The organism is Rhizobacter terrae, from assembly GCF_003852895.1.
GTDB classification, from domain to species: domain Bacteria; phylum Pseudomonadota; class Gammaproteobacteria; order Burkholderiales; family Burkholderiaceae_C; genus Albitalea; species Albitalea terrae.
In genome coordinates, this window is record NZ_QUSW01000006.1 from 80,251 (window position 1) to 104,788 (window position 24,538).

Annotated in this window: 20 protein-coding genes; 16 read left to right on the forward strand and 4 right to left on the reverse strand. The window is 68.3% G+C overall.

Translation table 11 applies throughout. The annotated features are described in order from the left end of the window. Positions 1–4 precede the first annotated feature (4 nt). Both DZC73_RS20395 and DZC73_RS20400 read left to right on the forward strand, forming a co-directional pair. The gene (locus DZC73_RS20395) at positions 5–781 is read left to right on the forward strand and encodes a class I SAM-dependent methyltransferase (protein ID WP_161974670.1); all 777 of its coding nucleotides are present in this window, start codon (positions 5–7) and stop codon (positions 779–781) included. Next, a complete protein-coding gene (locus DZC73_RS20400) occupies positions 766–1,548 on the forward strand; it encodes a 4'-phosphopantetheinyl transferase family protein (RefSeq protein ID WP_161974671.1) in 783 nt (260 codons plus the stop codon). The genes DZC73_RS20395 and DZC73_RS20400 overlap by 16 nt, the downstream gene beginning before the upstream one ends. On the opposite strand, the gene DZC73_RS20405 is transcribed toward DZC73_RS20400, so the two are convergent. From DZC73_RS20405 to DZC73_RS20415, 3 genes are all read right to left on the reverse strand, one after another. Next, a complete protein-coding gene (locus DZC73_RS20405) occupies positions 1,542–2,672 on the reverse strand; it encodes a nickel/cobalt efflux transporter (protein ID WP_124542225.1) in 1,131 nt (376 codons plus the stop codon). The genes DZC73_RS20400 and DZC73_RS20405 overlap by 7 nt on opposite strands. A 54-nt stretch (positions 2,673–2,726) precedes the next feature. After that, on the reverse strand, positions 2,727–2,969 hold the full coding sequence (locus tag DZC73_RS20410; RefSeq protein WP_407924119.1) for a metal-sensing transcriptional repressor: 243 nt from the start codon (positions 2,967–2,969) through the stop codon (positions 2,727–2,729). Positions 2,970–3,050: 81 nt separating this feature from the next. Then, complete coding sequence (locus DZC73_RS20415; RefSeq protein WP_124542227.1) at positions 3,051–4,028, reverse strand: LysR family transcriptional regulator; 978 nt, start codon at positions 4,026–4,028, stop codon at positions 3,051–3,053. Between the two features lie 98 nt (positions 4,029–4,126). Between DZC73_RS20415 and DZC73_RS20420 the strand changes: the two genes are divergently transcribed. From DZC73_RS20420 to DZC73_RS20480, 13 genes are all read left to right on the forward strand, one after another. Then, positions 4,127–5,344 carry an MFS transporter gene (locus DZC73_RS20420; protein WP_124542228.1) on the forward strand — a complete coding sequence of 406 codons (1,218 nt, stop codon included), beginning with the start codon at positions 4,127–4,129 and terminating at the stop codon, positions 5,342–5,344. Between the two features lie 87 nt (positions 5,345–5,431). Continuing rightward, entirely contained in the window at positions 5,432–7,786 is a 2,355-nt protein-coding gene (locus tag DZC73_RS20425) for a membrane-bound PQQ-dependent dehydrogenase, glucose/quinate/shikimate family (RefSeq protein WP_124542229.1), read from the forward strand. A 233-nt stretch (positions 7,787–8,019) separates the two neighbouring features. Next, complete coding sequence (locus tag DZC73_RS20430; RefSeq protein ID WP_124542230.1) at positions 8,020–9,912, forward strand: type IV pili methyl-accepting chemotaxis transducer N-terminal domain-containing protein; 1,893 nt, start codon at positions 8,020–8,022, stop codon at positions 9,910–9,912. Beyond that, the gene (locus tag DZC73_RS20435) at positions 9,909–10,562 is read left to right on the forward strand and encodes a response regulator (RefSeq protein WP_124542231.1); all 654 of its coding nucleotides are present in this window, start codon (positions 9,909–9,911) and stop codon (positions 10,560–10,562) included. The genes DZC73_RS20430 and DZC73_RS20435 overlap by 4 nt, the downstream gene beginning before the upstream one ends. Positions 10,563–10,731: 169 nt before the next feature. Beyond that, on the forward strand, positions 10,732–12,036 hold the full coding sequence (locus DZC73_RS20440; RefSeq protein ID WP_124542232.1) for an MFS transporter: 1,305 nt from the start codon (positions 10,732–10,734) through the stop codon (positions 12,034–12,036). A gap of 24 nt (positions 12,037–12,060) precedes the next feature. Further along, the gene (locus tag DZC73_RS20445; protein WP_124542233.1) at positions 12,061–13,449 is read left to right on the forward strand and encodes a NarK family nitrate/nitrite MFS transporter; all 1,389 of its coding nucleotides are present in this window, start codon (positions 12,061–12,063) and stop codon (positions 13,447–13,449) included. A 15-nt stretch (positions 13,450–13,464) separates the two neighbouring features. Beyond that, positions 13,465–17,226 carry a nitrate reductase subunit alpha gene (locus tag DZC73_RS20450; protein WP_124542234.1) on the forward strand — a complete coding sequence of 1,254 codons (3,762 nt, stop codon included), beginning with the start codon at positions 13,465–13,467 and terminating at the stop codon, positions 17,224–17,226. Then, positions 17,223–18,746, forward strand: a complete 1,524-nt coding sequence (narH, locus tag DZC73_RS20455; protein WP_124542235.1) for a nitrate reductase subunit beta — start codon at positions 17,223–17,225, stop codon at positions 18,744–18,746. Before DZC73_RS20450 ends, narH begins: the two co-directional genes overlap by 4 nt. A gap of 10 nt (positions 18,747–18,756) precedes the next feature. After that, positions 18,757–19,440, forward strand: a complete 684-nt coding sequence (gene narJ, locus DZC73_RS20460) for a nitrate reductase molybdenum cofactor assembly chaperone (RefSeq protein ID WP_124542236.1) — start codon at positions 18,757–18,759, stop codon at positions 19,438–19,440. Next, on the forward strand, positions 19,437–20,246 hold the full coding sequence (narI, locus tag DZC73_RS20465) for a respiratory nitrate reductase subunit gamma (RefSeq protein WP_124542237.1): 810 nt from the start codon (positions 19,437–19,439) through the stop codon (positions 20,244–20,246). Before narJ ends, narI begins: the two co-directional genes overlap by 4 nt. A 13-nt stretch (positions 20,247–20,259) precedes the next feature. Then, positions 20,260–20,997: a peptidylprolyl isomerase gene (locus DZC73_RS20470; protein WP_124542238.1), complete on the forward strand. Its 738-nt coding sequence runs from the start codon at positions 20,260–20,262 to the stop codon at positions 20,995–20,997. Next, on the forward strand, positions 20,997–21,119 hold the full coding sequence (locus DZC73_RS30500) for a hypothetical protein (RefSeq protein WP_268879054.1): 123 nt from the start codon (positions 20,997–20,999) through the stop codon (positions 21,117–21,119). The genes DZC73_RS20470 and DZC73_RS30500 overlap by 1 nt, the downstream gene beginning before the upstream one ends. 214 nt (positions 21,120–21,333) lie before the next feature. Continuing rightward, positions 21,334–22,518 carry an NAD(P)H-dependent flavin oxidoreductase gene (locus DZC73_RS20480; protein ID WP_268879059.1) on the forward strand — a complete coding sequence of 395 codons (1,185 nt, stop codon included), beginning with the start codon at positions 21,334–21,336 and terminating at the stop codon, positions 22,516–22,518. Between the two features lie 7 nt (positions 22,519–22,525). Here DZC73_RS20480 and DZC73_RS20485 read toward each other — a convergent pair whose 3' ends face one another. Then, a complete protein-coding gene (locus tag DZC73_RS20485; RefSeq protein WP_124542239.1) occupies positions 22,526–23,434 on the reverse strand; it encodes an acyltransferase in 909 nt (302 codons plus the stop codon). Positions 23,435–23,517: 83 nt separating this feature from the next. Between DZC73_RS20485 and ubiU the strand changes: the two genes are divergently transcribed. Beyond that, positions 23,518–24,534 carry a ubiquinone anaerobic biosynthesis protein UbiU gene (gene ubiU, locus DZC73_RS20490; protein ID WP_124542240.1) on the forward strand — a complete coding sequence of 339 codons (1,017 nt, stop codon included), beginning with the start codon at positions 23,518–23,520 and terminating at the stop codon, positions 24,532–24,534. Positions 24,535–24,538: the final 4 nt, after the last annotated feature.

Here is a 24,538-nt window from a genome sequence, read left to right on the forward strand (position 1 = left end):
CTGGATGCAACTGGTGGGCCTGCGCCATGCCGGGCCGGCTGAATTCGACTTCGGATGGCCCGTCACCTGGACAGTCGGCCCCTTGGCAGCCAGCGTCGTGGCGCTGGCGCTGGCCATCGCCTTGCAATGGCACGACACGAACGAATGGCCGCTGGCGCTGGTGCTGTGCGCGGTGTCGATTTCATTCTTCACCGGCCACCTCATCGCACTGGCGGCGGGGGATGTCGATCACGCAGTGCTGCCCATGGTGGGCCTGCTGTCCACGGAGGCCGACCGCGTGCTCGATGCCGGCTGCGGCTCGGGCCGCACGACCATCGCCCTCGCGCGCGTGGCCAGGCGCGGCCAGGTGGTCGCCGTCGACCGCTTCGATGCCAGCTACATCGATGGCGGCGGCGAGTCGCTGCTCAGGCGAAATCTCGCGCTGGCCAAGCTGCAGGACCGCGTGGAGATCCGCAAGGCCGATCTCCTGCGCCTGCCCTTCGCGGACGAAAGCTTCGACAGCGCGGCCAGTGCACACGTGTTCGATCACCTGGGCGCCGCCAAGCTCGATGCGCTCAAGGAAATGAAGCGCGTCCTCAAGCCCGGAGGCCGCTTTCTCCTGGTGGTGTGGATTCCCAGCTGGACCATGTTCGCCGTGTGCAACCTGGCCTGCTTCGCCTTCCTGGCACGCCCCGGTTGGCGGGCCCTCGCCACCGAGGCAGGACTCGCCCATGTCGAAGAAGGCCGCTTCAACGGCATGTGGTACCTGCTGCTCGAGAAGGCGCCGTGCCTGAATGCTTGACCCTGTGCCGCAACCGCGTCGACCTGTGGCTGGCCCAGACCAGCCGGGTTCGGGCGCTCGGGCTGCTCGACCGCTGCGGGCTCCTGCTCTCGGCTGAAGAGCTGGCCAGGGAAGCCAGGTTCCGGTTCCAGGAAGACCGTGACTCCTTCCGGGTCACGCGTGCGCTGCTGCGCTGCGTGCTGTCGCGCTACGCGGCCAAGGCGGAAACAAGCTGGCGCTTCGAGTCCGATGCGAACGGACGCCCCAGGCTGGCCGATGCCGACGCGTTCTCAGGCGAACTGGACTTCAGCATCTCGCACACCCGCGACTTCACCCTGGTGGCCATCGGCTTGGGCCGCAGGGTCGGCGTGGACATCGAACGCGCAGACCGCCAGGTGAGAGAGAGCGTCCGGTGGGCCTGTCTCGATGCCGATGAACGTACGGCCTGTGCGCTGCTCCATGAAGACACGCAGCCGCGCCGCTTCATTGAAACCTGGACCTTGAAAGAGAGCTACCTCAAGGCCCTGGGATGCGGCCTGTCCAGGCCCATGGACAGCTTCGGATTCCGCTTCATCGACGACGCCGGCATCGCCTTGTGCGACCCGTGTGCCGACGCGACCTCAGCAGCCACCTGGGCCTTCTCGATGTTCGATCTGCCGCAAGCCCACGTCGGCTCGGTGTGCATCGAAGACGGATCGGCCGTCGATCTCGTCCTGCACCGCATGGAGCCCTTGGCCACGGATGTCGAGATGGCGCTGCAAATCATTCGCGGATCCGCCACTCAATGACCGGCCGCGTCCATGCCGAGCCAGCCGTGGTAGCCCACGTAGAGGCCCACGAGGATGATCAGCACGCTGGACACATACGGCGCCTTGCGCGCGAGTTCACCAAAGCCTGACCAGCGCCTGGCCGCATGGCGCACGGTGAGCGCGGCAATGGTGCCCGACATCACCATGGTCAACGCCAGGCCGATGCTGAAACACATCACCAGCGTGGCGCCCAGGGTGATCTTCTTGAGCTGCAGGCACAGCAGCAAGACGGTGATGGCCGCGGGGCAAGGCACCAGCCCACCCGTCAACCCGAAGATGACGATCTGACCGGTGGTGACATGCCGGTTGGCGAACCGGCGCTTGATGTCGTTGGCGTGGGCACGCTCATGGGCGTCCTCGTAGTCTGCCGCCTCCTCGTGGGCGCCGTGCGCGTGGTGTGCGTGATCGTGTCCCTGCTCGGTGAACTCGACGTCGTAGTCATGGCTGTGGTGGCCGTGGCCCAGCTTCAGGCGGGCCGTGAACTCGTGCGGCTCGGGAATCGCGTCCACCGATTGCAGGAACCCGCCCAGGTTCTCGAAACGGAACGCCTGCGTGCTGCCGTCGGGGCGGCTGGTCTCCACCGTGACCGACTGGGGCGACCACTGATGCCCGCGTGCTGCCTGGTGCAGCCGGAAATGCGGCGGCATGCCCTCTTCGAAGATTTCAAGGCGCACGGTGCCATGACCTGTGTCGATGGTGCGGGACTCGGCATGCTCGTGGCCGTGATCATGGTGATGATCATGGCCATGCCGCTCGCGTTCCTGGCGCCAGGTGCGCCACAGCATCCACAGCGCCACGCCGATGATCAGCACCGCGGAAGCCAGCTGGAAATACGGCTGCGTCGTCTCGGCATTCCATTGCCCGCCGTAGTACAGGCCGACCAAGGCCACCAGCCAGACGATCGCGGTATGGGACGCGGTGGCCGACAGACCCAGCAGCACGGCCTGCGTCACCGTGCCGCGGATGGCGACGATGAACGCCGCCATCATCGTCTTGGAGTGTCCTGGCTCCAGGCCGTGCAAGGCCCCCAGCAGGATGGCGCTTGGAATGAACAGCCAGGCGTTGCCGGCTCCCTGCTGCAAGAGTGTGGCGATGTCGGTCATGAGCGTGCGAAGTTGATCTATATCCTCCCCGGGAGGATACCGCACCCAGAAGTCTCAGAGGTACTTCGTGATCGTCTTGAACTCTTCAAGCGAGGCCTGCTTGCCCGCGCCGCGCGTCTTCATCGCGTCGTCCATGCAGTGATCCAGGTGATCGTGGATCAAGGTCTTCTTCGCCGCGTGGATGGCGCTTTCCACGGCCTGCAGCTGCTGGACGATGTCCAGGCAAGGCCGCTGCTCCTGCAGCATCGCGATGACGTTGCCGAGATGGCCATGGGCCCGCTTCAGGCGGTTGGCCACCTTGGGGTGGCTAGCATGGACGTGGGGGTGGGGGTGGGGGTGGGCGGTGGGTTTCATATCCTGCCCGGGAGGATACCCGAATCAACTGCGGGACACCTCGCGCATCCCGAAGATGCGCGGCACCGTCTCGCGCATCAGCGCCACGAAGGCCCTCAGCCGCGCCGGTTGATGCTGGCGCGACGGATAGACCAGCGAGACCGGCAGCGGCGTGGCGCACCATTGCGGCAGCAGCCGCACCAGGCGGCCCTGCGCGAGATCGTCGATCACCGCCCAGTGCGACACCGCGGCCAGGCCCAGCCCATGGCGGGCGGCCGAGATCAAGGCGAACAGGCTGTTCGTGCCCATGCGACAGCGGATCGGCACGTTCAGTGACTGGCCGTAGCCGATGGCGCGCAGCTGGATCTCATCGCGGTAGTACGTGCTGAGCGCCAGCCACGGCTGGGCACGCAGCGTGTCCACGATCTCCTCGGGCGGCCGGGTGCCGATGTCATCCGGCAACTGCGCTGCCAACGCCGGCGCGGCCACCAGCACGCGCGGCACTTCGGCCACCTGAACGGCAATCAGGTCGGGCTGCTCGACGTGACCCACCGTGAGCGAGCAGTCCACCGCCTCGCGGCTGAAGTCGGGCAACTGGTCCTGCAGCGTCCATTCGATGCTCAGCCCCGGATGCTGCTTCATCAGCGCCGCCATCGGCTCCACGAGCTGGTTTTGTCCAAATGCATGTGGAACGTGCAGCCTGAGCACGCCGCTGAGCTGCCGTGTGTCTTCGCTCAGATCGTCAGCCAGCGCGTCCCAGCGGTCCACCAGCGACTGCGCCTGCACCAGGGCGCGGTGCCCCTCCTCCGTCAGGCGCAGGCCGCGCGTAGAGCGCTCCACCAACCGCGCACCGAGCAGGGACTCCAGCATCTGCACACGCCGGCTGACGGTGGGCTGCGTGGTGCCGAGCTGCTGGGCGGCAGCCGAGAAACTGCCGGATTCGGCCACGCGCAGGAAGGTCTGGAGCAAGGCCAGGCGGTCCTGCCCGCCGCTGTCGCGGATGTCGTGGTGGGTGTCATTCATACGCCAAGGGTATAGGCCTTGTGCATCGGCGGCTGCTTCCGCGCGAAGAGGCCTCTTCGAAGAATGGTGTCCATTGTCAATGTCATCCGAAAGAACCCATGTCCGCGCTGCCTTCCGCCATCGAACCACGCCAGCCTGCGCTGCCCGCTGAATCCATGCCCTCGCCCTCGCTGATCACGCTGATGGCTGCCTCCACCGGCCTGGCCGTCGCGTCCATCTACTACAGCCAGCCCATTCTTGCGCCGCTGGCCAGCGACCTGCATGCCGGCCATGGCCGCATCGGCGCCGTGCCCATGCTCACCCAGCTGGGCTATGCGACGGGCATCCTGCTGCTGACGCCGCTGGGTGACCGCTTCGACCGGCGGCAGGTGATCCTCGCCAAGTTCGTGCTGCTGGTGCTCACCCTGTTGCTCTGCAGCGTGGTGTCCGCCTACGAGCCTTTCCTCATCGCCAGCGCCTTGCTGGGCCTCGCGGCCACGCTCGCACAGGACGTGGTGCCCATGGCCGCGGCGCTCAGCCCGGCCGCCCACCGCGGGCGCATCGTCGGCCAGGTGATGACCGGCCTGCTGCTAGGCATCTTGCTGTCGCGCGTGCTGAGCGGCTTCGTGGCGCAGGCCTTCGGCTGGCGCTGGGTCTACGGCAGCGCGGCAGCGGCGCTCATGCTCGCCGGCCTGGCGTGCTGGCGCTGGCTGCCATCGCTGCCTCCGGCGGCGCCCACCACGTACGGCGCACTGCTGCGATCGCTGGGCAGCCTGTGGCGCCGCCAACCGGCACTGCGCCGCGCCGCCATCGCGCAAGGCCTGCTGGCCATGGCCTTCAGCGCGTTCTGGTCCACGCTGGCCGTGATGCTGCACCAGCGTTTCGGCCTGGGCAGCGCGGCCTCCGGCAGCTTCGGCCTGGCCGGTGCAGCCGGTGCGCTGGCGGCCCCGTTGGCCGGCCGCCTGGCCGACCGCCGTGGCCCGGGCGTGGTGACGACGCTGGGAGCCGGCCTGACCGCGCTGGCCTTCGTGGCGATGTCAGCCACCACTGGACTCGAACAAGGCGCCGCACTGGTGATGCTGGCGGCGCTGGCCATCGTGTTCGATTTCGGCGTGCAGGCCGTGCTCGTAGCCCACCAGACCATCGTCTATGCCCTGGAGCCCGCCGCCCGCAGCCGACTGAACGCGCTGCTGTTCACCGGCATCTTCATCGGCATGGCCAGCGGTGCGGCAGCGGGAAGCCTGCTGCTGGCGCATGCCGGGTGGATCGGCGTGACCACATTCGCTGCGCTGGCCAGCACGGCAGCGCTGGTGCTGCGGCTGACCGCGCGTGAATGACCCCACTCGCCTTGCGCGAAGAATCATCCGGGCAGGCGGTTTGCTCATCCATCGGTCGAGACCTCGACCGCCTGGAGACCCTGCCTCATGAACAACAACCCGTCCCCATCCGCCGTGCCGGCCCGCGCCACCGCGGTCTTGCTGGCACTGCTCGCTGCGGCGAACATCATCGGCGGCGGCTGGCTGCTCATGCTGCACGGCAGTCCGTACTACCTGGTGGCGGGCCTCGGCCTGGCCGCCATTGCCGCCGGGCTGTGGATGCGCAGCGGCGCTGCACGCCCGGGCTATGCCGCTTGGCTGGCGCTGACGCTGGCGTGGTCGCTGTGGGAGGTCGGCCTGGACTGGTGGCAGCTGGTGCCGCGGCTGTGGATCTGGTTCGTCATCGGCGCCTGGCTCGCCTTGCCGTGGATGGGCCGTTCGCTCGGGCAGCTCCACCGCTGGACGGCCCCGCGGCAGGCGGCGCCGCTGATGCTGGCACTCCTGGCCACCGCCCTGGCCGGCATCGCCGCGCTGCTCACGCCCGCACCTGCACGCGAGGGGCAACTGGTGTCTTCGGCAGCGCCCCAGCCCGCCGCCGGCGCCACCAGCGACTGGCCAAGCTACGGCGGCACCGCGGCCGGCCAGCGCTACGCCCCGGCCGCCCAGATCACCCCCGCCAACGTCCAGGGCCTGCAGGTCGCGTGGCACTTCCACACCGGCGACAAGCCCGGCCCCGGCGACCCGACCGAGATCACCAACGAGAACACGCCGCTGGAAGTCGGCGGCAACCTGTACCTGTGCACGCCCCACAGCATCGCGATTGCGCTGGACGCCGCCACCGGCCGCGAGAAGTGGCGTTTCGACCCGAAGCTGCAAAGCCCGGTGGGCTTCAAGCACTTCGAGCACATGACTTGCCGCGGCGTGTCCTACCACGACGATGCCGCCTATCAAATCACTGGGCAGTCCTGCCCGCAACGCATCCTGCTGCCCACGGCCGACGCGCGCCTCATCGCGCTGGATGCGAACACCGGCCAGCCCTGCCCCGGCTTCGGCCAGGGCGGCACCGTCAACCTGGACGTGCGCGTGGGGCCGCATGCACCGGGCGGCTACTACTCCACCTCGCCGCCCGCGGTCACGCGCGACCTGGTCATCGTCGGCGGCCACGTGTCGGACAACGTCTCCACCAACGAACCCTCAGGCGTGATCCGCGCCTTCGACGTGCACGATGGCCACCTCGTGTGGGCCTGGGACTCGGGGCAACCCGACGACCCGGCGGACATCGCCGGCACGAAAGACTTCACCCACAACTCGCCGAACATGTGGTCGGTGCCCAGCGTGGACGAGGCGCTGGGCCTCGTCTACCTGCCCATGGGCAACCAGACGCCCGACCAGTGGGGCGGGCAGCGCACCGAGGCCTCGGAACGCGTGAGCGCCGGCGTGGTGGCGCTGGACGTGGCCACCGGCCGCATGCGCTGGTGGCACCAGTTCGTGCACCACGACCTGTGGGACATGGACGTGGGCGGACAGCCCAGCCTGGTGGACCTGGACACCGCCGACGGCCGCGTGCCGGCGCTCGTGGCGTCCACGAAGCAAGGCAGCCTCTACGTGCTGGACCGGCGCACCGGCAAGGCCATCTTGCAGGTCGACGAGAAGCCGGTGCCGCAAGGCGCCGCGCCGGGGGACCGCACCGCGGCGACACAGCCCATGTCCAGGCTGAGCTTCAGCCCGCCGCCGCTGCGCGAAGCCGACATGTGGGGCAGCACCGCGCTGGACCAGCTGTGGTGCCGCGTGCGCTTCCGCTCGCTGCGCTATGACGGCATGTTCACGCCGCCATCGCTGCAAGGCTCGCTGGTGTACCCGGGCAACTTCGGCGTGTTCGACTGGGGCGGCGTGTCGGTGGACCCGGTGCGGCAATGGCTGGTGGCCAACCCCGACACCATGGCCTTCATCTCGCGGCTCATTCCCAAGAGCGAAAGTCCGAGCGGCGAGCATTCGCACGGCGAGGCCAACGGCATCAAGTACGTCGCGGGCATTCCCTTCGACATCCAGCTCGAACCCTTCCTCTCGCCGCTGGGCGTTCCCTGCCAGGCGCCGCCCTGGGGCTTCGTGGCCGGCGTGGACCTGCGCAGCGCCACCATCGCCTGGCAGCACCGCAACGGCACCATCCGCGACAGCTCCTTCCTGCCGCTGCCCTTCCCGCTGGGCGTGCCCAGCCTGGGCGGCACCATCGTCACGGCAGGCGGCGTGGCCTTCCTCAGCGGCACGCTGGACAACTACCTGCGCGCCTACGATGCCGCCAATGGTCGCGAGCTGTGGAAGGCGCGCCTGCCGGCGGGCGGCCAGTCAACGCCGATGAGCTTCGCGGATGCAAAAGGACGCCAGTTCGTCGTGGTGACGGCGGGTGGCCATGGCTCGCTGGGAACCAAGCCGGGCGACGACGTGATCGCGTACGCCCTGCCCTGAGCTCAAGCCGGCCAGGGCAGGCCCAGCGCCACGATGGCGGCGCACAGGCAGGCCGTCATCAGCACAGTCACCCACTGGTGGCGGTCCAGAGCTGCGTCGTCCATGTCGATCTCCTAGTGTGCAAGGCGTGGCCGCATTCTGTGCAAGGGATGCCGCGGCCGGCTTGATCCACCTCAAGGCGGGCGACTGATCTGGATCAAGCCGGTGCCTGCCATCGGTTCCTACAGTGCCGCATGCGCACACGGCAGACTCTCGCGTTCCGGCTCCTCAGCACCGGCCTGGGGTTCCTGGCGCTCGCGCTCGCGTCCATCGCGATGACGCTGTGGGTGACCTGGCAGCTCGAAGGTGGCGCGGCGGCCGTGAACGAGGCCGGCCGCATGCGGATGATGAGCTACCGCCTCGCGCTGGAGGCCGCGGCCGGCCCGTCGGCCCGCCTGCAGGCCGGCTTCCGTTCGATGGATGCCACGCTGGACCTGCTGGGCACCGGCGATCCGTCGCGCCCCTTGTTCGTCCCCTGGAACTCGGCATCGCGCACCGAGTTCGCGGAGATCCGCCGCGAGTGGATCGCCTTGCGCGACGCATGGGCCAGCGGCCGCCGGCCCGCCACCGCGGAAGTCGACGCACTCGTGTCGCATGTGGACCTGCTGGTTTCGCTCATCGAGCAGCGCCTGTCAGGCTGGACGGATCTGCTGCGCGGCGTGCAGCTCACCATGGTGGGCCTGGCCATCGTCGTGGCCGTGCTGCTGACCTATGCCATGCACCTGATGGTGCTGGACCCGCTTCGGCGGCTGGGCCAGGGCGTCCGCGCCATTCGCGCCGGGCTGTTCGGGGCACGCGTGCAGGTCGCGTCGGAAGACGAATTCGGCGAGCTCGCCGAGGACTTCAATGACATGGCCGCCCGGCTCGAATCGCTCTACGGCGACCTCGAAGGCAAGGTGCGCGAGAAGACCTCGCACCTCGAAGTCGAACGCGAGCGCATGGCGGCCCTCTACGACGTGAGCGGCTTCGTCTCGCAGGCGGAGTCGCTGGATGACCTCGCGCGCGGCTTCGCGGACAAGGTCAAGCGCGCCGCATCAGCGGATGCCGCCATCGTGCGCTGGTCCGACGACGGCAGCCGTCACTTCCTCATGCTGGCCCAGCAAGGGCTGCCACCCGCCCTGGCCGAGCAGGAGCAGTGCCTGCCCAGCGGCGGCTGCCACTGCGGCAACGCCTCGGCGGCGACGGCCGCGCGCAGCATTCCCATCCGGCTGGAAGCCGCGACTGGCGGTGCCTGCGCCCGTGCGGGCTTCGAGTCGCTGGTGACCGTGCCGGTGGTGCTGCACCACCGGGTGCTGGGCGAGGTGGACCTGCTGTTCCGTGGTCCGCATGAACTGAGCGGGGATGACCGCGCGCTGGTGGAAGCCATGGCCAGCCACCTGGCCGGCGGCATCGAAGGCCTGCGCGCCGCGGCGGCCGAGCGCGAAGCCGCGGTGGCCGGCGAGCGCAGCCTGCTCGCGCAGGAGCTGCACGATTCCATCGCGCAGTCGCTGGCCTTCCTCAAGATCCAGGTGGAACTGCTGCGCTCCGCGCGGCGGCGCGGCGATGCAACAGCGGCCGACCACACCGTGGCCGAGATCGACACCGGCGTGCGCGAGTGCTACGCCGACGTGCGCGAACTGCTGCTGCACTTCCGCACACGCACCGACAGCGGCGACATCGAGTCGGCGTTGCGCGCCACGCTGCGCAAGTTCGAGATCCAGACGGGCCTGGCCGCCACGCTGGAGATGACCGGCCATGGCGTGCCGCTGCCGGCCGACGTGCAGGTGCAGGTGCTGCACGTGGTGCAGGAGGCCCTGTCCAACGTGCGCAAGCATGCCGGCGCGCGCTCGGTGTCCGTGCGGGTGGCCCAGTCGCCGCAGTGGCGCTTCTCCATCACCGACGACGGTGCCGGGTTCGACTTGGATGACGCGCCCGACGAGAGCCACGTGGGGCTTCGCATCATGCGGGAGCGCGCCGGGCGCATCGGCGCCCTGGTGTCGGTGCAGTCGGCGCAAGGCGCCGGCACCACGGTGGAACTCACGGTGCCCGGGCCTGTGGCGACCGAAGCCGCCACCCCGCCTTCAAGCCTCCAAGGAGTCACTTCATGAGCACGCCCCTGCGGCTTCTGGTCGTCGACGACCACACCCTTTTCCGCCGCGGGCTGGTGGCGCTGCTGTCTCAGCATCCGCAGGTGCAGGTCGTGGCCGAAGCCGGCGATGCCGGCGAAGCCCAGCGCCATGCGGTGCAGCACCAGCCGGACGTGATCCTGCTGGACAACCACCTGCCCGGCGTGCGCGGCGTGGATGCCGTGCCGGGCCTGCGCGAGGCATCGCCTTCCAGCCGCATCCTCATGCTCACCGTGAGCGAGGATGCCGACGACCTCGCCGCGGCCTTGCGCGGCGGCGCACAGGGCTACGTGCTGAAGACCATCGACAGCGATGCGCTGCTCGCTGCCATCGAGCGCTGCGCCGGCGGTGAGTGCGTGGTCAGCCCCGAACTCACGCCCAAGCTGGTGCAGGCCCTGCGCAGCACGGGTCCTGCTGATGAAGCGCGGGCCGACCCGCTGGCCACCCTCTCGCCGCGCGAGCGCGAGATCACCGCGCAGATCGCCCGAGGCTCCAGCAACAAGGAGATCGCGCGTGTGCTGGACATCGCCGAGACCACGGTGAAGATCCACGTGCAGCACATCCTGCGCAAGCTCGGCCTGAGTTCGCGCGTGCAGGCCGCGGTGTTCGCCAGCGAGCACGGCCTTCGCTGAACGGCCTTGATCTGGCGCAAGCGAAGCGCCCGATCCCTCCCGGCTACTCCTTCAGAACGATGCACCGCCCTGCGCGGATCGTTCCTCCGCAGCGGGCGGACTGCACCTCCGATGGATGTTCGCCAGGCCCCCAAACACGGACAGTGGCGATGAAGACAAGGAGCGCCACATGGCCATCGCCGTCCAAGCCCAAACCCAACCCGCCGCCGCAGCCAGGCCCGCCCGCCAGGCGCTGTCGGTGCTGATCGTCAGCACCCTCGCTTTCACGGTCTGCTTCATGGTGTGGATGATGTTCGGCGTCATCGGCATTCCGCTGCGCAAGGCGCTGAACCTCAACGCCACCGAGTTCGGCCTGCTGACCGCCATGCCGGTGCTCACCGGCTCGCTGGTGCGCGTGCCGCTGGGCATCTGGACCGACCGCTTCGGCGGCCGCATCGTGATGACGGTGCTCATGGCCGTCACCGTGCCGGCCATCTGGCTCATGGCCTACGCCACGCAGTACTGGCACTTCCTGGCCATCGGCCTGTTCGTGGGCCTGGCCGGCGGCGCGTTCTCGGTGGGCACGCCCTACGTGGCCCGCTGGTTCCCCAAGAGCCAGCAGGGCTTCGCGATGGGCGTGTACGGCGCGGGCAACTCCGGCGCCGCGGTCAACAAGTTCGTGGCGCCCGCGTTGGTGGTGGCCTTCGGCTGGAGCATGGTGCCGCAGGTCTACGCCGCGGTGATGCTGGGCGCGGTGATCCTCTTCTGGCTCTTCAGCGCCAGCGACCCGTCGCACCTCGTGCCGAGCAACCTGTCGTTCCGCGAGCAGTTGAGCGCGCTGAAGGACCCGACGGTGCTCAAGTACTGCCAGTACTACAGCATCGTCTTCGGCGGCTACGTCGCGCTGTCGCTGTGGATGGTGCAGTACTACGTCGGCGAATACGGCCTGGACATCCGCACCGCCGCCTTGCTGGCCGCCTGCTTCTCGCTGCCCGGCGGCGTGCTGCGCGCCATCGGCGGCTGGCTGTCCGACCGCTACGGTGCGCACAGCGTCACCTGGTGGGTGATGTGGGTGAGCTGGATCTGCCTCTTCCTGCTGAGCTACCCGCAGACGGACTTCTCGATCGTCACCGTCAACGGCGTGAAGACCTTCCACATCGGCCTGAACGTCTTCGCCTTCACCGGCCTCATGTTCATCCTCGGCATCGCCTGGGCCTTCGGCAAGGCCAGCACCTTCAAGTACATCAGCGACCAGTACCCCGGCAACATCGGCGCCATCAGCGGCATCGTGGGCCTGGCCGGCGGACTCGGCGGCTTCGTGCTGCCCATCCTGTTCGGCGCGCTGATGGACCTCACCGGCATCCGCTCCTCGGCCTTCATGCTGATGTACGGCGTGGTGTGGGTCTCGCTCATCTGGATGTACTTCACCGAGGTGCGCCGCACGCCCGTCATGGGTGTCAACGCCGGCATGCCCCAGTTCCAACACGCCGCCTGATTCCCTTCCCAAGGAGACACCACCATGGTTTCTGCTCACGTCATCTCGCACTGGGCGCCGGAGGACCAGTCCTTCTGGCACCAGCGCGGCCACTCGGTCGCGCAGCGCAACCTGTGGATCTCGATCCCCGCGCTCACCCTCGCCTTCGCGGTGTGGATGGTGTGGTCGGTCGTGGTCGTGAACCTGCCCGCCGTCGGCTTCAAGTTCTCGACCAACCAGCTCTTCTGGCTGGCCGCCCTGCCCGCCCTGTGCGGCGCCACGCTTCGCATCTTCTATTCCTTTGCCGTGCCCATCTTCGGCGGGCGGCGCTGGACGGCCATCTCCACCGCCTCGCTGCTGCTGCCGGCCGTGGGCATCGGCTTCGCGGTGCAGAACCCCGCCACGCCGTATGAGGTGATGGTGGTGCTCGCGCTGCTGTGCGGCTTCGGCGGCGGCAACTTCGCCTCCAGCATGGCCAACATCAGCTTCTTCTTCCCGAAGGCGCAAAAGGGCACGGCGCTCGGCCTGAACGCGGGCCTGGGCAACCTGGGTGTGTCGCTGGTGCAGTTCGTGGTGCCGCTGGTCATCACCGCGGGCGTGTTCGGCGGCTGGGGCGGCGAGCCGCAGACGGCCACCAAGGCCGGCGTGCACAGCTCGCTGTGGCTGCAGAACGCGGGCTTCATCTGGGTGCCGTTCATCGCGGTGTCCACGCTGCTGGCCTGGTTCGGCATGAACGACCTGCAGGACGCCAAGGCCTCCTTTGCGGACCAGGCCGTCATCTTCAAGCGCGCCCACAACTGGTGGATGTGCTGGCTGTACCTGGGCACCTTCGGCAGCTTCATCGGCTACTCGGCGGGCTTCCCGCTGCTCATCAAGAGCCAGTTCCCGGGCGTCAATGCACTGCAGTACGCCTTCCTGGGCCCCCTGGTCGGCGCGCTGGTGCGGCCGGTGGGCGGCTGGCTGTCCGACAAGGTGGGCGGCGCACGCGTGACCTTCTGGAACTTCATTGCGATGGCGCTGGGCGTGGTGGCGGTGCTGCAGTTCCTGCCGGGTCCAGGCCATGCGGGCAACTTCACCGGCTTCCTCGCGTCCTTCCTCGTGCTCTTTGCCACGTCGGGCATCGGCAACGGCTCCACTTTCCGCATGATCCCGGTGATCTTCCTCACCGAGCGCCAGCGCGCCGTGCAAGGCCAGGGTCCAGCGGCGCAGGAACAGGCCATCAAGGACGCCAACAAGGAAGCCGCGGCGGTGCTGGGCTTCAGCTCGGCCATCGGCGCCTATGGCGGCTTCTTCATTCCCAAGAGCTACGGCACGTCCATCGCGCTGACCGGCGGCACGGAGGCGGCGCTGTACTGCTTCATCGTCTTCTACATGACCTGCATAGCCATCACCTGGTGGTTCTACAGCCGCAAGAACGCGCCCATGCCTTGCTGACACCTGGAGCCACTGATGAGCCATTTCCTCGACCGCCTGACGCACTTCTCGCAACCCCGCGAAGACTTCGCCGAAGGCCACGGCGTCACGACCGGCGAAGACCGCACCTGGGAAGACGCCTACCGCGCCCGCTGGCAGCACGACAAGATCGTGCGCTCCACCCACGGCACCAATTGCACCGGATCGTGCTCGTGGAAGATCTACGTCAAGGGCGGCATCGTCACCTGGGAAACCCAGCAGACCGACTACCCGCGCACGCGGCCGGACCTGCCCAACCACGAGCCGCGTGGCTGCGCGCGAGGCGCCTCGTATTCCTGGTACCTGTACAGCGCCAACCGCGTGAAGTACCCCATGGTGCGTGGCCGGCTGCTGCGGCACTGGCGCGCCGCGCTGGCCGTGTCCAGGAGCCCGGTGGATGCCTGGGCCAGCATCGTCGAAAGCTCCTCGCGCGACGACTGGGTCAGGCAGCGCGGCCTGGGCGGCTTCGTGCGCTCGACCTGGGAGGAAGTGAACCAGATCGTCGCCGCGGCCAACATCCACACCATCAAGAAGCACGGGCCCGACCGGATCATCGGCTTCTCGCCCATCCCGGCGATGAGCATGGTGAGCTACGCCGCGGGCTCGCGCTACCTGTCGCTCATCGGCGGCGTGTGCATGAGCTTCTACGACTGGTACTGCGACCTGCCGCCCTCCAGCCCCATGACCTGGGGCGAGCAGACCGACGTGCCCGAGTCGGCCGATTGGTACAACAGCAGCTTCATCATCGCCTGGGGCTCCAACGTGCCGCAGACGCGCACGCCCGATGCCCACTTCTTCACCGAGGTTCGCTACAAGGGCGCGAAGACGGTGGCGGTGACGCCGGACTACGCCGAGGTCAGCAAGCTGGCCGACCTGTGGATGCATCCCAAGCAGGGCACGGATGCCGCGCTCGCCATGGCCATGGGCCACGTGATCCTCAAGGAGTTCTACTTCGACAAGCGGTCTTCGTATTTCGACGACTACGCCCGCCGCTACACCGACCTGCCCATGCTCGTGCAGCTGGAAGAGCGCACGCTGCCCGATGGCCGAAAGGTCCTGGCCAGCCAGCGCTACCTGCGCGCCAGTGACTTCAACGGCAAACTGGGCCAGCAGAACAACCCCGACTGGAAGACCCTGGCCTTCGACGAAGGCGGCCGCGTGGTCGCGCCGCACGGCTCCATCGGTTTCCGCTGGAACTCTGAAGGATCTGCCGACACCGGCAAGTGGAACCTGGAAGACAAGGAAGCCCGCCACGGCGAGCAGGTGAAGCTGCGCCTGTCGGTGACCGAAGGCCGCGAACCGCATGACGTGGTCGACGTGGCGTTCCCGTACTTCGCCGGCATCGAGACGCCGCACTTCAAGGCCAACGACCAGGGTGGCGACGTGCAGGTGCGCAAGGTGCCGGTGCAGCGCATCCGCCTGGGCAAGGCCGGGGCCGAGCGCGAGGCGATCGTCGCGACGGTGTTCGACCTGATGGCCGCGCACTACGGCATCGACCGTGGTCATGGCGACGGCGCCAGGAGCTACGACGACGACGAGGCCTACACACCGGCCTGGCAGGAAAAGATCACCGGCGTGCCACGTGCGCAGGCCATCACCGTGGCGCGCCAGTTCGCCGACAACGCCGACAAGACCCGTGGCAAGTCCATGGTCATCATCGGCGCGGCGATGAACCACTGGTACCACTGCGACATGAACTACCGCGGCATCATCAACATGCTGATGCTGTGCGGCTGCATCGGGCAAAGCGGCGGCGGCTGGGCGCACTACGTGGGGCAGGAGAAGCTGCGCCCGCAGACCGGCTGGACGGCCCTGGCCTTCGCGCTCGACTGGGCACGCCCGCCGCGCCAGATGAACAGCACCAGCTTCTTCTACGCCCACACCGACCAGTGGCGCTACGAGAAGCTGGGCGTCGGCGAAATCCTCTCGCCGCTGGCCGACAAGCGCGAGTTCGACGGCAGCCTCATCGACTACAACGTGCGCGCCGAGCGCATGGGCTGGCTGCCCTCGGCGCCGCAGCTCAAGACCAATCCGCTGGAAGTCGCACGCGATGGAGCGGCCGCGGGCGACGTGAAGGCGCACGTGGTCAAGGGCCTGAAGGACGGCTCGCTGCAGATGAGCTGCGAAGACCCCGACCACCCCGACAACTGGCCGCGCAACATGTTCGTGTGGCGCTCCAACATCCTGGGCTCATCCGGCAAGGGCCACGAGTATTTCCTCAAGCACTTCCTGGGCACGTCGCATGGCGTGCAAGGCGCCGACCTGGGCCGCGACGACGCCAAGCCGCGCGAAGTGCGCTGGCACGACAAGGCGCCCGAAGGCAAGCTGGACCTGGTGGTGACGCTGGACTTCCGCATGAGCACGACCTGCCTGTACTCGGACATCGTGCTGCCCACCGCCACCTGGTACGAGAAGAACGACCTCAACACCAGCGACATGCACCCCTTCATCCACCCGCTGTCCACCGCGGTGGACCCGGCCTGGCAGGCGCGCAGCGACTGGGAGATCTACAAGGGTTTCGCCAAGACCTTCAGCGAACTGTGCCCGGGCCACCTGGGCGTGGAAAAGGAAGTGGTGCTCACCCCGCTGATGCACGACACGCCCGCCGAACTGGCGCAGCCTTTCGAGGTGCAGGACTGGAAGCGCGGCGAGGTGGACCTCGTGCCCGGCAAGACCGCGCCGCAGATCACCGTGGTCGAACGCGACTACCCCGCCACCTACGCCCGCTTCACCTCGCTGGGGCCGTTGATGGAGAAGGCGGGCAACGGCGGCAAGGGCATCGCCTGGAACACGGCCGAGGAAGTGCGGCAGCTGGCCGAGCTCAACGGCAAGGTGCACACCGACGGCCCCACCAAGGGCATGCCGAAGATCGAGACCGACATCGATGCAACCGAGGTCATCCTCATGCTCGCGCCGGAGACCAACGGCCACGTGGCGGTGAAAGCCTGGGAAGCGCTGGGCAAGATCACCGGCCGCGACCACACCCACCTGGCGCTGCACCGCGAGGACGAGAAGATCCGCTTTCGCGACGTGCAGGCCCAGCCGCGCAAGATCATCAGCTCGCCCACCTGGAGCGGGCTGGAAAGCGAGAAGGTCTCGTACAACGCCGGCTACACCAACGTGCACGAGCTGATTCCCTGGCGCACCCTCACCGGGCGGCAGCAGTTCTACCTGGACCACCCGTGGATGCGCGCCTTCGGCGAGGAGTTCACCAGCTACCGGCCGCCGGTGGACCTGAAGACCGTGGGCGGCATCCAGGGCATCAAGCCCAACGGCGAGAAGGAGGTGGTGCTGAACTTCATCACGCCGCACCAGAAGTGGGGCATCCATTCCACCTACAGCGACAACCTGATGATGCTCACGCTCAACCGCGGCGGGCCGGTGGTGTGGCTGAGCGAAGACGACGCCCGCGAGGCCGGCATCGCCGACAACGACTGGATCGAGCTCTACAACGCCAACGGTGCCATCGCGGCGCGCGCGGTGGTGAGCCAGCGCGTGAACCGCGGCATGACGCTCATGTACCACGCGCAGGAAAAGATCATCAACACGCCGGGGTCGGAGATCACCGGGCAGCGTGGCGGCATCCACAACTCGGTGACGCGCATCGTCACCAAGCCCACGCACATGATCGGCGGCTATGCGCAGTTCAGCTACGGCTTCAACTACTACGGGACGATCGGCACGAATCGCGATGAATTCGTCGTCGTGAGAAAGATGAAGAAGATCGACTGGATGGACGATGAAGGGAGTGCAGCATGAAGGTCCGCGCGCAAATCGGCATGGTTCTCAACCTGGACAAGTGCATCGGCTGCCACACCTGCTCCGTCACCTGCAAGAACGTCTGGACCAACCGGCCGGGCATGGAGTACGCCTGGTTCAACAACGTCGAGACCAAGCCGGGCATCGGCTACCCCAAGGACTGGGAGAACCAGGACAAGTGGAACGGCGGCTGGATTCGCAATGCCGACGGCTCCATCGAGCCGAAGCAAGGCGGCAAGTGGAAGCTGCTGATGCGCATCTTCGCCAACCCCAACCTGCCGCAGATCGACGACTACTACGAGCCCTTCACCTACGACTACGACCACCTGCAGTCCGCGCCCGAGAGCAAGGCCGCGCCGACCGCACGCCCGCGCAGCCTCATCACCGGCCAGCGCATGCAGAAGATCGAATGGGGCCCGAACTGGGAAGAGATCCTCGGCGGCGAGTTCAGCAAGCGCAGCAAGGACAAGAACTTCGACGATGTGCAAAAGGACATCTACGGCCAGTTCGAGAACACCTTCATGATGTACCTGCCCAGGCTGTGCGAGCACTGCCTGAACCCGGCGTGCGTGGCATCGTGCCCCTCGGGCTCGATCTACAAGCGCGAGGAAGACGGCATCGTGCTCATCGACCAGGACAAGTGCCGCGGCTGGCGCATGTGCGTGTCGGGCTGCCCGTACAAGAAGATCTACTACAACTGGCAAAGCGGCAAGGCCGAGAAGTGCATCTTCTGCTACCCGCGCATCGAGGCCGGCCAGCCCACCGTGTGCTCCGAAACCTGCGTGGGCCGCATCCGCTACCTGGGCGTGATGCTCTATGACGCCGACCGCATCGCCGAGGCCGCGAGCACCGAGCGCGACCGCGACCTGTACGAGGCGCAGTGCGAGATCTTCCTCGACCCGAACGACCCGGCCGTGATCGAGCAGGCCCGGCGCGACGGCATTCCCGAAGCCTGGCTGATCGCCGCGCGCAAGAGCCCGGTGTGGAAGATGGCGATGGACTGGAAGGTCGCCCTGCCCTTGCACCCCGAGTACCGCACGCTGCCCATGGTCTGGTACGTGCCGCCGCTGTCGCCCATCACCGCCGCGGCGAACGCGGGCGACATCGGCATCAACGGCGAGATCCCGGACGTTCGGCAGCTGCGCATCCCCGTGCAGTACCTGGCCAACCTGCTCACGGCGGGTGACACCGGGCCAGTCATCCGCGCGCTGGAACGCATGCTCGCCATGCGCGCCTACCAGCGCGGCAAGCATGTGGACGGCATCGAACGCGCCGACGTGCTGGCGCAGGCCGGCATGAGCGCCGCGGCGGTCGAAGAGATGTACCAGGTGATGGCCATCGCCAACTACGAAGACCGCTTCGTCATTCCCACCACGCACCGCGAGTACGCCGAGAACGCCTTCGACCTGCGTGGCGGCTGCGGCTTCTCGTTCGGCAACGGCTGCTCCGACGGCGCCTCCGACACCTCGCTGTTCGGCGGGAAGAAGCGCCGAACCATTCCCATCAAGGCCACCCTGTGAGGACCGCCCCATGAGCCGAGACACTTCCCTCACCCTGCGAGCCCTGGGCGCCTTGCTGGGCTATCCGGACGGCACGCTGCGCGCCGCACTGCCCGAGCTGGGCGATGCGCTGCATGCGCGTTGCGGCCTGCCGCGCAGCCGCCTGGCCGAGCTCGACGCGCTCATGCGCTGGATGCGCGCAGCCGACCCCTACGAGGTCGAGGCCCGTTACGTCGAGACCTTCGACCGCGGCCGTGCCACCTCGCTGCACCTGTTCGAGCACGTGCATGGCGACTCGCGCGAGCGCGGGCCTGCGCTGGTGGACCTGCAGCAGACCTACGAGCGCGCGGGCCTTCTCCTGCAAGGCACCGAGCTGCCCGACCACCTGCCGGTGGTGCTGGAGTTCGCATCCACCCAGCCCGAGGCGACCGCGCGCGAGTTCCTGGGCGAGATGGCGCACATCCTCACCGCCATCTTCAGTGCCTTGCTGGAACGCGAGAGCCCCTACGCCTCGGTCGTCGCCGCCGTGCTGGAACTGGCCGGTCAGAAGGTGCAGGCCGTGCCCGTCGCGCCCGACCCGGCGCTGGATGACGCCTGGGCCGAGCCGCCCGCCTTCGATGGCTGCAGCAGCCGAGGCCAATCGCGCCCCGACGTGCCGCAGCCCATCCACATCGTGCGAAACAAGCCCAACCATTCGCAAGGAGCCGCCGCATGAGCACCTCCTGGCTCGACACTTTCCTCTTCGGCTTCTACCCGTACATCTGCCTGAGCGTGTTCCTGCTGGGCAGCCTGGTGCGCTTCGACCGCGACCAGTACACCTGGAAGAGCGACTCCTCGCAGCTGCTGCGCACCGGCAGCCTGCGCTGGGGCAGCAACCTCTTCCATGTGGGCGTGCTGTTCCTCTTCGCCGGCCATTCGGTGGGCATGCTCACGCCGCACGTCGTGTACGAGCCCTTCATCAGCGCGGGCAACAAGCAGCTGGTGGCGATGGTCTCGGGCGGCCTCTTCGGCGTGCTCGGCTTCACCGGCGTGAGCCTGCTGCTGCACCGGCGGCTGTTCGACCCGCGCATCCGCGCCACCTCCAAGACCAGCGACATCGCGCTGCTGGCCCTGCTGTGGCTGCAGTTCGCGCTGGGGCTGGGCACCATCCCGCTGTCGGCCCACCACCTGGACGGCTCGATGATGATGAAGCTGGCCGAATGGGCACAACGCATCGTCACCTTCCGCAGCGGCGGCGTGGAGCTGCTGGCCGATGCGAGCTGGGTGTTCAAGGCGCACATGACGCTGGGCATGACGATCTTCCTCATCTTCCCGTTCACGCGGCTGGTGCATGTGTGGAGCGGCTTCGGCACGCTGGCCTATGCCTTCCGGCCCTACCAGATGGTGCGCAGCCGCCGCATCAACCTGGCAGCGGGGCACCTGGCGCCTCAGCGGGTGGTGATGCACTCACGGCCCGCCAGGCCGGTGCAACCCGTGCAAGAGCACGACACCCTGCCCCACGCCCGCCGTGCGGACGCCTGAAGGAGCGGTTGTGATGCAAGCCCACACCCTCATCGCCCGCGTCAACGGCGTGCCGCTGCACGAAGCCGGCGAGACGCTGGACGAAGACACGCTGCGCCAACGCGCCTGCACCGAGCTCTTGAAGCAGGCCGCCGGTGCGGTCGGCGTCACCACCGCTTCGGCGGCCGATGCGATCGAGCAGTTCCTCGACCGCGAGCTGCACGTGCCCGAGCCTTCCGACGAGGCCTGCCGCCGCCACTTCCAGGCGCATGCGGCCCACTACGGGCGCGGCGAGCGGGTGCGGCTGCGGCACATCCTGCTGGCGGTGACGCCGGGGCTGGACGTGGCCGCGCTGAGGCATCGCGCCGAGGCACTGCTGCTGGAGCTGCGCTGCGCCGAACCTGAGAGCGATGCGTTCGGCACCGCGGCGCGCCGCTGGTCCAACTGCCCAAGCGGTGCCGATGGCGGCGAGCTGGGCTGGGTCTCGCGCGACGATTGCGCACCGGAGTTCGCCCAGGGCGTCTTCGGGCAGGACACCATCGGCGTGCTGCCCATGCTCGTCCACAGCCGCCATGGCTTTCACGTGGTGGAGATCCTTGGACGAGAAGCGCCCATCGCGCCGGATTTCGAGGACGTGCGCGAGGCCGTGGCCGCCCGCCTGCGCCAGCAGTCCTGGGTGCAGGCCCTGCGCCAGTACCTGCAGTTGCTGGCCGCCCAGGCCACGCTCGAAGGCGTGACGCTGGCCGCCGCGGAAACACCGCTGGTGCAGTGATGCCCGACGAGCTGCTGCGACGGCTGCGGCGCTTTCACGAGCACTCGTTTCCGCTGTACCGCGCCGGGCCCGGCGAACTCTTCATGGTGCGCAACGTGGGCGCACTGGTGCCGCCGTGCTGAGGCACGCGCGACGGCGGCCTGCACGACATCCGCTCCGGCAGCTCCGTGCCGGCATCGAAGGCCGAACACAGCGGGACGGGGCCGGTCGACACGGCCTTGTTCAATGAAATCGATGCGTCGCTCGCACCCGGTTGATCTGGGTCAGGGACAAGCCTTGCCGGCCTGCCTAGAGTGCACGCGAACTCCTGGAGCCACTCTCTTGATTCCCCCGGAACTGAAGTCGCTGCTCGAACGCAGCGGCCTGGCCGCCTTGCGGCTGGGCGAACGAACGCTGCTGCCCATCGTCCAGGGCGGCATGGGCATCGGCGTGTCGGCGCACCGGCTCGCAGGCGCGGTGGCTGCGTCCGGCGGCATGGGCACGCTCAGTTCGGTGGACCTGCGGAGGCACCACCCCGACCTCATGGAACGCACGCGAGGCCTGGGTGTCGGCCCTGAGGCGAAGGCAGCCATCGACCAGGCGAACCTTGAAGCGCTCACACGCGAGGTGACGGCCGCGCGCGAGGCGTCCCAGGGCCGCGGCATGCTCGCGATGAACGTGATGCGCGCCGTGAGCGAGTACGCCGCCTACGTGAAGCGCTCGCTCGAAGCCGGCATCGACGCGCTGGTGGTCGGCGCCGGCCTGCCGCTGGACCTGCCCGACCTGGCCGCCGAGCACCCCAAGACCCTGCTCGTGCCCATCCTCTCCGATGCACGCGGCGTGCAGCTCGTCATCCGCAAGTGGGAGCGCAAGAAGCGCATGCCCGATGCCATCGTGCTGGAGCATCCCCGCCTGGCCGGCGGCCACCTCGGCGCCGCCCGCGTGGCGGACCTGAACGACCCGCGCTTCGAGTTCGACCAATGCATCCCGCAGACCCGTGCCGTGCTGCGCGAGGCGGGCATCGAAGCGACCACGCCCATCATCGCGGCGGGCGGCATCCGATCGCTGGAGGACATCCGCCGCGTGCAGGCCCTGGGCGCCAGTGCCGTTCAGCTGGGCACGCCCTTCGCCGTCACCCTCGAAGGCGACGCGCACCCCGAGTTCAAGCGCGTGCTGGCCGAGGCCAGCGAAGACGACAAGCTGGAGTTCACCAGCGTCGCCGGCCTGCCTGCGCGCGCCGTGGCCACGCCCTGGCTCAAGGCCTACCTGAAGGCCGAGCCGCGGCTGCAGGCCGTGGCGCAGGTGAAGCAGCGCTGCACCAAGGCCTTCGACTGCCTGGCGCAATGCGGCCTGCGCGACGGCAAGGTCGGCTGGGGCCAGTTCTGCATCGACCAGCAACTGGCCGCCGCCCTGCGCGGCGACGTGAAGCGCGGACTGTTCTTCACCGGCCGCGGCGCGCTGCCTTTCGGCGCGCAGATCCGCAGCGTGCACGACCTGATGGTGAAGATGCTCGGCGGCGAGCCCGCGCCCGCCGCGGCCTGAAAACGCATCACGCGCCGCGGGCCTCCCGGGCCAGCAGTGCGCTGATGCGTTCATCCTTTTCCTGCCACAAGGCCTTCACCCAGCGGCGGAAGGCGGCGCGACCGCGCGGGTCGGCCACGTAGTCGGTGCGGACCAGTTCCTGAGGCACGGCCACCTTCTGCACCCGCACCACCACGCGGCTCATGCGGCCGCACAGGAACTGCCAGAAGGTGGGCACGCCGTCGGGGTAGACGATGGTCACGTCCAGCAGCGCCTCGAAGCGCTCGCCCATGGTGTTCAGCGCCAGCGCGATGCCGCCGACCTTGGGCCGCAGCAGGTGCTTGTAGGGCGACACCTGTTGGTGCTGCTTGGTCGCCGAGAAGCGCGTGCCTTCCAGGAAGTTCATGACGCTGGTCGGGTGCGCGGCGAACTTGAGGCAGGCCTTGCGTGCCGTCATCAGGTCGCGATTGCGCATGTGCGGATGTTGGCGCAGGTAGGCCTCGCTGTGGCGGCGCATGAAGGGGAAGTCCAACGCCCACCAGGCCAGTCCCATCACCGGCACCCACAGCAACTCGCGCTTGAGGAAGAACTTCAGCACGGGAATGCGCCGGTTGAACACCCGTTGCAGCACCAGCACGTCGACCCAGGACTGGTGGTTGCAATTCACGAGGTACCAGCGCCACCAGTCCAGGCCCTCCAGGCCCTGCACGTCCCACTGCGTGCGCTGGGTCAGATCCATCCAGGCGCCGTTGCCGGTGATCCAGGCCTCGGCCACGCGGGCCAGCATCTCCGACAGCACGCGGCGCACACCGTCGAAAGGCAGCAGCAGTTTCAGCAGCGAGAGCGCCAGCAGCAGCGGCACCCAGAAGAGCGTATTGAGGACGAGCAGCAGCACCGCAATGCAGCCGACCGCCACGGGAGGCAGACGATTCAGCATGAGGACATTGTCTTGTTCATGCCGAGCGGCTTCATTGACCCGCCTCAATGCAATTTGCCGCCGGTTCGAAAGAATGCCTGCGGATGTCCCATGAATCTCCTCCCGACCTCGTCTGCCCGGCCGGGTCGCTGCGCGCGCTCAAGCTTGCGGTGGATGCCGGCGCCGACGCCGTGTACCTCGGCCTGCGCAACGCCACCAACGCACGCAACTTCGCCGGCCTGAACTTCGACGATGCGCAACTGCGCGAAGGCGTGGACTACGCCCATGCGCGCGGGCGCCAGGTGCTGATGGCGCTCAACACCTATGCCCGATCGGATGACGTGTCCCCGTGGCATGCCGCGGTGGACGCTGCCGCCCGCTACGGCGCCGATGCGCTGATCTGCGCCGACGTGGCCGTGATGGCCTACGCCCGCGACAAGCATCCGGACCTTCGCCTGCACCTGTCCGTGCAGGCTTCGGCCACCACGCACGAGGCCATCGCCTTCTACCGCCGCCGCTACGGCATCCAGCGCGCCGTGCTGCCGCGCGTGCTCACGCTCTCCCAGGTGGGCCAGGTGCTCAAGCATGCGGGCGAGGTGGAGATCGAGGTGTTCGGCTTCGGCAGCCTGTGCGTGATGGTCGAGGGCCGCTGCGCCCTGTCGTCGTATGCCACCGGGCAATCGCCCAACAACGCCGGCGTCTGCTCGCCGCCCTCGGCCGTGCGCTGGCACGACAAGGCCGACGGCGTGGAGGCTCGGCTGAACGGCCTGCTCATCGACCGCTATGCGAAGGACGAGCCACGCGGCTACCCCACGCTGTGCAAGGGCCGCTTCGACGTGGAGGGCACGCGCGACTACGCCATCGAGGAGCCGACCAGCCTGAACACGTTGGCCATCCTGCCCGAGCTGATGCGGCTGGGCGTGCGGGCCATCAAGATCGAAGGCCGCCAGCGCAGCCCGGCCTACGTCGAGCAGGTGACGCGCGTGTGGCGCGACGCCATCGACTCGGCCGCGGCCTCGCCGGGGCGCTTTCGCGTGGAGCCGCCATGGACGGCCACGCTCGCCCACCTGGCCGAGGGCCAGCAGCACACGCTGGGCGCCTATGACAGGCCATGGAGATGATGCC

Excerpts from the sequence above, each read along its gene's own strand:
- DZC73_RS20395 (WP_161974670.1), top strand. The coding sequence starts at position 5 with ATGCAACTGGTGGGCCTGCGCCATGCCGGGCCGGCTGAATTCGACTTC.
- narI (WP_124542237.1), top strand. The coding sequence starts at position 19,437 with ATGAGCACCTCCTGGCTCGACACTTTCCTCTTCGGCTTCTACCCGTAC.
- DZC73_RS30500 (WP_268879054.1), top strand. The coding sequence starts at position 20,997 with ATGCCCGACGAGCTGCTGCGACGGCTGCGGCGCTTTCACGAGCACTCG.
- narJ (WP_124542236.1), top strand. The coding sequence starts at position 18,757 with ATGAGCCGAGACACTTCCCTCACCCTGCGAGCCCTGGGCGCCTTGCTG.
- DZC73_RS20405 (WP_124542225.1), bottom strand. The coding sequence starts at position 2,672 with ATGACCGACATCGCCACACTCTTGCAGCAGGGAGCCGGCAACGCCTGG.
- DZC73_RS20420 (WP_124542228.1), top strand. The coding sequence starts at position 4,127 with ATGTCCGCGCTGCCTTCCGCCATCGAACCACGCCAGCCTGCGCTGCCC.
- DZC73_RS20485 (WP_124542239.1), bottom strand. The coding sequence starts at position 23,434 with ATGCTGAATCGTCTGCCTCCCGTGGCGGTCGGCTGCATTGCGGTGCTG.
- DZC73_RS20425 (WP_124542229.1), top strand. The coding sequence starts at position 5,432 with ATGAACAACAACCCGTCCCCATCCGCCGTGCCGGCCCGCGCCACCGCG.
- DZC73_RS20430 (WP_124542230.1), top strand. The coding sequence starts at position 8,020 with ATGCGCACACGGCAGACTCTCGCGTTCCGGCTCCTCAGCACCGGCCTG.
- DZC73_RS20470 (WP_124542238.1), top strand. The coding sequence starts at position 20,260 with ATGCAAGCCCACACCCTCATCGCCCGCGTCAACGGCGTGCCGCTGCAC.
- DZC73_RS20450 (WP_124542234.1), top strand. The coding sequence starts at position 13,465 with ATGAGCCATTTCCTCGACCGCCTGACGCACTTCTCGCAACCCCGCGAA.
- DZC73_RS20445 (WP_124542233.1), top strand. The coding sequence starts at position 12,061 with ATGGTTTCTGCTCACGTCATCTCGCACTGGGCGCCGGAGGACCAGTCC.
- DZC73_RS20440 (WP_124542232.1), top strand. The coding sequence starts at position 10,732 with ATGGCCATCGCCGTCCAAGCCCAAACCCAACCCGCCGCCGCAGCCAGG.
- DZC73_RS20435 (WP_124542231.1), top strand. The coding sequence starts at position 9,909 with ATGAGCACGCCCCTGCGGCTTCTGGTCGTCGACGACCACACCCTTTTC.
- ubiU (WP_124542240.1), top strand. The coding sequence starts at position 23,518 with ATGTCCCATGAATCTCCTCCCGACCTCGTCTGCCCGGCCGGGTCGCTG.
- narH (WP_124542235.1), top strand. The coding sequence starts at position 17,223 with ATGAAGGTCCGCGCGCAAATCGGCATGGTTCTCAACCTGGACAAGTGC.
- DZC73_RS20415 (WP_124542227.1), bottom strand. The coding sequence starts at position 4,028 with ATGAATGACACCCACCACGACATCCGCGACAGCGGCGGGCAGGACCGC.